This is a genomic window from Kocuria sp. SM24M-10, assembly GCF_001027955.1.
Taxonomy (GTDB): Bacteria; Actinomycetota; Actinomycetes; order Actinomycetales; family Micrococcaceae; genus Kocuria; species Kocuria oceani.
The window spans coordinates 20,530-27,691 of sequence record NZ_LDNX01000103.1; the positions used below are offsets into that span (position 1 = coordinate 20,530).

At 75.5% G+C, this 7,162-nt stretch carries 5 protein-coding genes; 2 read left to right on the plus strand and 3 right to left on the minus strand.

Annotation, left to right across the window (positions count from 1 at the left end; all coding sequences use genetic code 11):
* Positions 1 to 2 precede the first annotated feature (2 nt).
* The 3 genes from ABL57_RS11930 to ABL57_RS11940 form a co-directional block, all read right to left on the minus strand.
* Positions 3 to 1,601: a cell wall metabolism sensor histidine kinase WalK gene (locus ABL57_RS11930; RefSeq protein ID WP_053004933.1), complete on the minus strand. Its 1,599-nt coding sequence runs from the start codon at positions 1,599 to 1,601 to the stop codon at positions 3 to 5.
* Positions 1,602 to 1,688: 87 nt separating this feature from the next.
* Entirely contained in the window at positions 1,689 to 3,560 is a 1,872-nt protein-coding gene (locus ABL57_RS11935) for a DEAD/DEAH box helicase (protein ID WP_047803696.1), read from the minus strand.
* Between the two features lie 239 nt (positions 3,561 to 3,799).
* Positions 3,800 to 5,311, minus strand: coding sequence for a DUF2079 domain-containing protein (locus ABL57_RS11940; RefSeq protein WP_238986045.1), 1,512 nt, complete (start codon positions 5,309 to 5,311; stop codon positions 3,800 to 3,802).
* A gap of 6 nt (positions 5,312 to 5,317) precedes the next feature.
* Here ABL57_RS11940 and ABL57_RS11945 point away from each other — a divergent pair, with 6 nt between their 5' ends.
* Positions 5,318 to 6,310 carry a DNA-3-methyladenine glycosylase gene (locus ABL57_RS11945; protein WP_047803697.1) on the plus strand — a complete coding sequence of 331 codons (993 nt, stop codon included), beginning with the start codon at positions 5,318 to 5,320 and terminating at the stop codon, positions 6,308 to 6,310.
* Between the two features lie 62 nt (positions 6,311 to 6,372).
* Positions 6,373 to 7,092 (plus strand): VIT family protein, encoded by a 720-nt coding sequence (locus ABL57_RS11950; RefSeq protein ID WP_047803698.1) that lies wholly within the window; start codon positions 6,373 to 6,375, stop codon positions 7,090 to 7,092.
* Positions 7,093 to 7,162 lie beyond the last annotated feature (70 nt).

A 7,162-nucleotide genomic window follows, 5' to 3' on the forward strand; every position in this document is an offset into this window, starting at 1 on the left:
CCCTAGGCCCTGAGGCCGGCTCGCGCCGGCGGGGAGGTGTCCGCGGAGGGGGCGCCCGTGGAGGAGCCCGCGGCGGGGGCCGCAGGGGCGGCGGGGGCGGCGGGCCGGGAGTCGGGCAGCCGGAGGGTGAAGGTGGCTCCCTGCCCGGGGCTCGAGCGCAGGGTCACGGTGCCGCCGTGGCCCTGGGCGATGGCCGCGACGATGGCGAGGCCGAGCCCGGAGCCCTCCACGGTGCGCCCGGACTCGGCGCGGCCGAAGCGCTCGAAGATCCGCTGCTGGTCCTCCGGCGCCACGCCCACGCCGGTGTCCCGGACCCACACCTCGAGGTGCCGCCCTGGTGTGCCGGTGCCGGGGCCGGCCGGTTCCGGCGCCCAGGCCGCTCCGAGGGCCACGGACTCCCCCGGGCCGGTGAACTTGACCGCGTTGGCCGCGAGCTGGACCACGGCCTGGGTCAGCCGCTGCCCGTCGGCCAGGATCCGCCCCTCGGCCCGGGACTCCAGGATCCACCGCCGGTCGCCCAGTGCGCGCAGCCGCTCGAGGGTCCGCTCCAGCCACACGGGCACGTCGAGGGTGCCGGGGAGGATGAAGTCCGTCCGCTGGGCCGTGGCCAGCAGGAGCAGGTCCTCCACGAGCCGGTTCATCCGCTCGATCTCGTCCAGCAGGAGCGCCCGGGTCTCCTCCACGTCCGCCGGGTCCTGCTCGTCCATCAGCTCGAGGTTGCCGTGCAGGATCGTCAGCGGGGTGCGCAGCTCGTGGGCGGCGTCGTCGAGGAACTGGCGCTGCTGGACGAAGGCCGCCTCGATCCGGTCGAGCATGCCGTTGAAGTTCTCGGCGAGCCGGCCCACGTCCGAGTCGTTCTGCGCCACGGGCACGCGCTGTCCGAGGTCGTCGGGGCTGATCTGCGCGGTGGCCCGGCGCAGCCGGGTGATCGGGGCGGTGACCCGCCCGACCAGGACGTAGGCCACCAGGCCGGTGACGCCCACGGTGAGGGCGGAGACGCCGAGGTAGCGCCACAGCGAGTCGAGGATGATCGCCCGCTGGGCCCCCATGTCGACGCCCACCACGAGGTAGCCCTGGCGGGGGTCCGCGTCGAGGAGCACCGAGATGACGCCCAGGCGCAGCTGCCGCCCGTTCTGCTCGACGTCGAAGACCACGGTCTGCCCCGGGAGGGCGTGGTCGGCGACCGCGGCGAGCGTGCCGGGGTCGTCGAGCTCGAACCGGGACCGGTCCGCGTGCTCGAAGACCGGCTCCCCGTCGATCACCGCCAGCACGCTCTCGTACTGGCCCGGGACCGTGGTGGTCATGAAGGAGTAGAAGAGCCGGCGGAGGTCGGTGAACCGTTCCTCGGAGCGGGCGTCGAGGTCGTCGGAGAGGGGCGCCCCCGGTCGCAGGGGGCCGCGCTCGGCCAGCCTCTGCAGCTCCCCGGCCTCCTGGACCAGCTCGCGCTGCACCGACTCGTCGAGGTCCACGAGCCGCAGGTAGTGGGTCAGTCCGCCGACCGCGAGCAGCGCCACGGTCAGGACGGCCAGGGTCGTGGCGAGCACCCTGGTGCGGACGGAACGCAGCTCCGTCCGCAGCCTCCCCCAGCGCGCGACCGCCATGCGCGGAAGTCTAGCCCCGGGAGCTGGGAAGAGGGTGGGCCGTCCGGCCCACCCTCACCCGGCGGCACCGGGGTGCCGCCGTCCGGCTCAGTAGTTCTTGTGGCGCGGCTTGCGGTGCGGCCGGTCGCCGTCGCGCTCCCCGGCCGAGTACCCGGGCTTGCGCCCCTGGTAGCCGCCGCGGGACTCCCCGCCCCGGGGGCCGCCGCGGCGGGGGCGGTCCTGGTAGGAGGAGGTGCTCCGCGGCCGGGCCCGGCCGCCGGCGCCCGGGCCGCGGTCGGCCTCGAGCTGGATGAGCTCGCCGTTGATGCGGGTGCGGGAGAGCCGGTCCAGGGTGGAGGCGGGCAGGTTCTCCGGCAGGCCCACGAGGGTGTGCGTGGAGCGGATGTCGATCGCCCCGATCTGCTCGCCGCTCAGGCCGCCCTCGTTGGTGAGCGCGCCCACCACGGAGCCCGGGGACACGCGGTGGCGGTGGCCCACGGCCAGCCGGTACGTGGCCATGCCCTTCTCGGTGCGCGGCTCGCGCCGCGGCCGGTCGTCGCCGTCCCGGCCCGGGCGCTCGCGGTCCCGGCTGCGCTGCGGCGGCTCGGGCAGCTCCTCCACGAAGAAGGGCCGCCCGTCCTGGGCCATCAGGGCGATCGCGGCGGCGATCTCCACGGCGTCGACGTCGTGCTCGGCCTGGTACTGCTCGACGAGCTCGCGGAACTGGCCGAGGTCCTCGGACTCCATGGTGTCCGTGATCTGCTGGGCGAACTTGTCCTTGCGGGTGCGGTTGACGTCCTCGGTGGAGGGCATGCGCATGAGCTCCACCGGCTGGCGGGTGGCCTTCTCGATGGCCCGCAGCAGGTACTTCTCCCGCGGGGTCATGAACAGGATCGCCTCGCCGGAGCGCCCGGCGCGGCCGGTGCGGCCGATCCGGTGCACGTAGGACTCGGTGTCGTGGGGGATGTCGTAGTTGACCACGAGGGAGATGCGCTCGACGTCGAGGCCGCGGGCGGCGACGTCCGTGGCCACGAGGATGTCGATCTTGCCCTCGCGCAGGGCTTCCACGGTGCGCTCGCGCATGTTCTGCGGGATGTCGCCGTTGATGGCGGCGGCGGCGTAGCCGCGGGCCTTGAGCCGGTCGGCGACCTCCTCGGTGGCGGCCTTGGTGCGCACGAAGACGATGACGCCGTCGTAGTCCCCGACCTCGAGGATGCGGGTCATGGCCTCCATCTTGTGCGAGCCCATGACCTGCAGGTAGCGCTGCCGGGTGTTGGTGCCCGTGGTGGTCTTGCCCTTGACCGCGATCTCCTGCGGGTCGCGCAGGTACTGCTTGGCGATCTTGCGGATGGCCGGGGGCATGGTCGCGGAGAACAGCGCGACCTGCTTCTCGACCGGCGTCTGGGACAGGATCTCCTCGACGTCCTCCGCGAAGCCCATCCGCAGCATCTCGTCGGCCTCGTCGAGGACCACGTACTGCAGGTGGGACAGGTCCAGGGAGCCCTTCTTGAGGTGGTCGATCACGCGGCCGGGCGTGCCGACGACCACCTGGGCGCCGCGGCGCAGACCGGCCAGCTGCGGGCCGTAGGGGGAGCCGCCGTAGACCGGCAGGACGGTGAAGTCCTCGAGGTGGCCGGCGTAGGAGGAGAACGCCTCGCCGACCTGGAGGGCGAGCTCGCGGGTCGGGGCGAGCACGAGCACCTGGGTGTCGCGGGAGACGCCGTTGACGTCGGAGAGCTCGGCGAGCCGGGACAGGGCGGGCACCGCGAAGGCCGCGGTCTTGCCGGTGCCGGTCTGGGCGAGGCCCACGACGTCCTTGCCCGCCAGCAGCGCCGGGATGGTCGCGGCCTGGATGGGGGTGGGGTTCTCGTAGCCGACCTCGTCGAGGGTGGCGAGCACGCGGGGGTCGATGCCCAGCTCGGCGAAGGTGGTGGTGCGCTCCTCGGCGGTGCCGGGCGCGGTGGAGGTGTCGGTGGTCATGGGGCGGTGCCTCGTTCTGTGCGGGTGGCGGCCCGGGAGCATTCCCAGGGGCGTCGGCCACGGTCGTGGTGTCCGGACGTCCCTGCCAACCACTTGGAGCCCCGCGCGGGGCGGGAGCGTCGGACTCGGCGCGGACGGGCCGCGGCCGAACACGATGCGCGTCATGGCATCGCGTTGCACGAGAAAGTGAGGGAGTGACCGGATTCGGTCCGACCACTCTATCGCACCCGGCGGCCCGTTCAGTCCCGGCGCCGCACGAGCACCAGGTGGTCCTCGTCACGCACCACCGTGTACTGGGACCCGTAGCGCTCCCGGGCGTAGCCGGCGACGTCCCCGGGCGGGCTCCCGCCCCACGTGGCGCCGAGCCGGTCGACCACCACGTACTCCGGGGCGGGGTCGCCCTCGGTGCCCAGCCAGTGCACCTCGGCGCGGGGGACGAGGTGGTGGATCAGCGTCAGGTCCGTGGCCACGCTCGCCCCACGGGGGACGGCGGCGAGGACCGCCTCCTTGGCGGGTGCGCGGGGGTCCGGCCGGTACGCGGCCGGGTCGGCGAGATCGGCCAGCGGCCGGCCGGGAAGCAGCAGCAGCGCCACCGCCAGGGCCAGGGCCGGTGCGGCGCGGGCGAGCCGGTGCAGCCGCCCGTGCCGCAGGCGCAGCACGGCGTCGAGCAGGGCGAGCAGGACCACGGGCATGAGCACCGCGCTGTAGTGCCACCCCGTGCCCCAGTAGCCGTGGTTCGGGGAGAGCATCCGCCACGCCAGCGTGGGCAGGGCCACGAGCGCCAGCGGCGAGCGCAGCGCGAGCACCACCCCGGTGGCCAGCAGCGCCAGCCAGGTCAGCGCCTTCTGCCCCGGCACCACGAGGGAGACCAGCGCCGCCACGGGGTCGGCCGCCGCGGCGGCGAGGTCCAGCCGGTCGGCGTAGGCGAACCGGCCGTCCGGGCTGAGCGCGGGCAGCACCACGGCGATCGCCAGGACGGAGCAGGCGAGCCCCCACACGGCGAGGCCCAGACCGAGCAGCACCGGGCCGCGGTCCCCGTCCGCCTCCCGGTGTGCCCGCCAGGCGAGCACGAGGCCGAGCACCGCCACGGTGACGCCGAGGTCCTCCTTGACGAGGGCGACGGGCGCGGCCCACAGCGCGGCCGGCGTCCAGCGCCGCTCCACCAGGCAGCCCAGGGCGAGCACGAGCAGCGGGAGGGCGAAGGCGACCTCGTGGAACTGCACCGCCACGGCGGCCTGCAGCCCGAAGCTCAGCCCGTAGGCCAGCCCCAGGGCCGCACCCGGCGCCGGACCGAGACCGCGGACCGCGAAGCCGGTCAGCGCCGCGGCGGAGACGGCCACGAGCACGTCCTGGAGCACCAGCAGGGTCAGCGCGGAGGGGAACAGGGCGTAGAGCGGGCCCAGCAGGACGAGGATCGGGTGGAAGTGGTCGCCCAGCAGGTTGGCGCCGTGCCCCTTGAGGTGCACGACCGGCCCGTGCCCGCCCGCGTAGGACTTGGCCAGCTGGGTGAAGATCCCCAGGTCCCAGGACGGGACCTCCCAGCGGTGCCACTGCAGCAGGGACCACCACACGTACAGGACGAGCACCAGCGCCCCCACGCCCAGGGGCACCAGCCGCGCCCGCCCGGTGAGGGGTGCGGGCGGCGGGGCCGGGGCTGCGGGGCGCCGGAGCGCGGTGGCGGGCATGGCCTCCTCGGTGGCTGGGCGGCCCGCCCGGACCGGCGCGGCGCCGTCGGACAGGACTGCCATCATGGTCTCATGACCGCCACCGCTCCCCCGTCCGCCGGCCCCCGCCCGGCCCGGCCCGCGGACGCCGAGCTGGTGTGGGACCCCGAGGGCGCCCTGCACCTGGGGCAGACCCTCGGGGTGCTCTCGCACGGGGCCGGCGATCCGCTGGTCCGGGTGACGGCGTCCGACTGCGTGTGGGTCACCGCCCGCACGGCGGCGGGACCCGTGGCGGCGCGGTTCTCCCGCGCCGGGGCGGGCCGGCCGCTGCAGCGGCCCGTGCTGGTGCGCGCCTGGGGTCCCGGGGCGGCGGAGTTCCTCGCGGAGGCCCCGCGGTGGGCCGGGGCGGAGGACTCCTGGGCGGAGTTCGAGGCCTCGGAGGCCTTCCGCGCCCTGCCGCACCGGCTGGCCGCGGCGCGTCACCACCACCCGGGCCTGCGGCTGCCCTCGACCGGGCGGCTGCTGGACCGGGCGGTGCTGTCGGTGCTGGAGCAGCGCGTGACCGTGCGCGAGGCCGTGGCCGCGCACCGCCGGCTCGTCCGCCGCCACGGCGAACCCCCTCCGGGGCCGGCCCCCGAGGGGATGCGCATCCCCCCGGCCGCCGAGGCGTGGCGGTCGGTGCCCTCGTGGGAGTGGCACCGGGCCGGGGTCGACGGCGCGCGGGCCGCCACCGTCCGGCGCGTGGCCGAGCGGGCCCCGGCCCTGGAGCGCCTGGGCCGCGGCCCGCTGGACGCCGGCCTGCACCGGGCCCTGCGCTCGATCCCGGGCCTGGGCCCGTGGACGGCCGCGGAGATCCTTCAGTGCACGCACGGGGACCCCGACTCGGTCAGCGTCTTCGACTTCCACCTCGCGGACACCGTGTGCTGGTTCTTCGACCGCCGTCCCGGTGACGACCGGCGGATGCTCGAGCTGCTCGAGCCGTGGCGGGGAGACCGGCAGCGGGTCGTGCGCCTGCTGCGGGCCTCGGGCTTCCGCAAGCCCTCGTTCGCCCCGCGGCTGCACCCGGAGGACCACCGGCACCGGTGACGCCCGGTGAGGACATCCTGTCCTTCCTGGCAGGACGGCGCCGCCGGGCGTTCAATGGAGCCATGACGACCGAACACGTGATCGACGAGCCGCACGGCGCGGGCTACACCGAGCGGATGAACAAGCTGCGGGCCGGGGTGCTGGGCGCCAACGACGGCATCGTCTCGGTGGCCGCGGTCGTGGTGGGCGTGGCCGGCGCCACGACGAGCACCAGCGCGATCGTCCTGGCCGGGGGCGCCGCCCTGGTCGGCGGCGCCCTGTCCATGGCCCAGGGCGAGTACGTGTCCGTGTCCAGCCAGGCGGACTCCCACCGGGCCCTCATCGAGAAGGAGAAGCAGGAGCTGCTCGACATGCCCGAGGCCGAGCTCCGCGAGCTCGCCGAGATCTACCGGGCCAAGGGCCTGTCCGTCGGCACGGCCCAACAGGTGGCGCAGGAGCTCACCGAGCACGACGCCCTGGCCGCGCACCTGGACGCGGAGCTCAACATCGACCAGGAGGACATCGTCAGCCCGTGGGGCGCGGCGGTCGCCTCGGCGCTGTCCTTCCTCGTCGGGGCGATGCTGCCCATGCTGGCGATCCTCCTGCCGCCGGAGGCCTGGCGGATCCCGGTCACCTTCGCCGCCGTGCTCGCCGCCCTGGCCGTCACCGGCTGGCTGGGCGCCCAGCTCGGCGGCACCCCGCAGCGCGGCCGCGCGGTGGTGCGCGTGGTGGTCGGCGGGGCGCTGGCCCTGGTGGCCACCTTCGCGCTCGGCTCGCTGTTCGGCGTCGCCGGCGTCGCCTGACCCACGCGTCCCGGGCTCGCGTCCCGCCCACGACGACGCCGGGCCCCGCCTCCGAGGAGGCGGGGCCCGG

What these genes read in the sequence shown, in the direction of transcription:
- ABL57_RS11930 (WP_053004933.1), bottom strand. Translation starts at nt 1,601, where the DNA reads ATGGCGGTCGCGCGCTGGGGGAGGCTGCGGACGGAGCTGCGTTCCGTC.
- ABL57_RS11940 (WP_238986045.1), bottom strand. Translation starts at nt 5,311, where the DNA reads ATGATGGCAGTCCTGTCCGACGGCGCCGCGCCGGTCCGGGCGGGCCGC.
- ABL57_RS11935 (WP_047803696.1), bottom strand. Translation starts at nt 3,560, where the DNA reads ATGACCACCGACACCTCCACCGCGCCCGGCACCGCCGAGGAGCGCACC.
- ABL57_RS11945 (WP_047803697.1), top strand. Translation starts at nt 5,318, where the DNA reads ATGACCGCCACCGCTCCCCCGTCCGCCGGCCCCCGCCCGGCCCGGCCC.
- ABL57_RS11950 (WP_047803698.1), top strand. Translation starts at nt 6,373, where the DNA reads ATGACGACCGAACACGTGATCGACGAGCCGCACGGCGCGGGCTACACC.